The sequence below is a fragment of the Limnobaculum eriocheiris genome (genome assembly GCF_021010575.1).
GTDB classification, from domain to species: domain Bacteria; phylum Pseudomonadota; class Gammaproteobacteria; order Enterobacterales; family Enterobacteriaceae; genus Limnobaculum; species Limnobaculum eriocheiris.
Window position 1 is genome coordinate 1 of sequence record NZ_JAJNAG010000095.1, and the last position, 1177, is coordinate 1177.

1 protein-coding gene is annotated in these 1177 nt (G+C 47.2%); it reads right to left on the minus strand.

All coding sequences use genetic code 11. The annotated features are described in order from the left end of the window. On the minus strand, window positions 1-1084 hold a 1084-nt coding region (locus LPW36_RS17605), incomplete at its 3' end, for an IS4 family transposase (RefSeq protein ID WP_230611888.1). Window positions 1085-1177: the final 93 nt, after the last annotated feature.

A 1177-nucleotide genomic window follows, 5' to 3' on the forward strand; every position in this document is an offset into this window, starting at 1 on the left:
ATGTCAGATAAGAAATTACCCGCCGCGATTTAATACTGTTGGCCTGGTATCTCAGATGCAACCCTCTATTTTCAGCGTGATAACCAATAAGCCACAGCACTATTGTGCTCAGTGTTGCCAGCAGGCTCAGTACCCTCATTCTGCCCGCCGAACGGCTGTAACTGGCTCGCAGGCCGAACCCAAAGCGTTCGCTTTTCTCATCCCGAAAGTTCTGCTCTATCTGCATACGACGACTGTATAACTTCATGATTTCACGTGGCTTAAAATCATTCGTGTTGCTGAAAATAAGCCAAGGTTCTCTTGCTGCGTTACGGGCGTCATTTACCTGTGAAAGCCTTGTGGGTCGGCAACGGGAACGTTTGTAGTGCCTCCCTTTTGACGCTTTTTTATGAAGGTAAAAATGACCGTCACACCGGGCATATTCGGCCCGCGCAAGCGTACCCGGCCCCAGATATTCTGGTTTGCTGCTGGCCTGTAATTCCTGACGCCTGAACCAGTATTCTCCTTTGTTGTTTAGGCGCATCTGAATATTGCCTCTGACACGGCCGATAAAATCCCATCCGAGTGACTGGATATGCCGGAACCATGCATTCTGGAAACCTGCATCGGTAACGATAATAACCCTGGCCTTTGGGTTCACGGCTCCGGCAAGGGCATCAAGGAAAGCTTTCTGTATCTGTGAATTCTGCTGTTTTTCTGAGGAAACAATCCAGCTTAACAGGGGAAGCGAACGTCCGTCACAAAGCAGACTGGCACGAAGCACATGATATTGCTGAGAAGGATAACCGCTCCAGTCAACCGCAATAACACACAGAGATAATTTTTGGGTCAGCATGGTGATAATACCTTTGAAAATAAGAGGGATATCACGATGAAGTGATTCATTACCCAGCAGACGGTCAACTCGTTTGATTTTATTTTTGACCTGAGCCGCACCGGGTAAATAACGGCCAATACTGGTCAGTGTCAGTGATGCGCCGCTGATTAAGGCAATAGTGGCATCCAGCAGAGCATTTTGTCGGTATTTGTGAGATGGGGATAAAGCATCGCGGAAAAACTTCTGACATACTTGGTAAACAGGCATAGAGGTGATCTCATTGAATTGATAGCACAATCAGTAGATCACAAAACTCTATGCCTGTCTTTTTTTACCTGCTCATTACTGGGGATTCCTCAG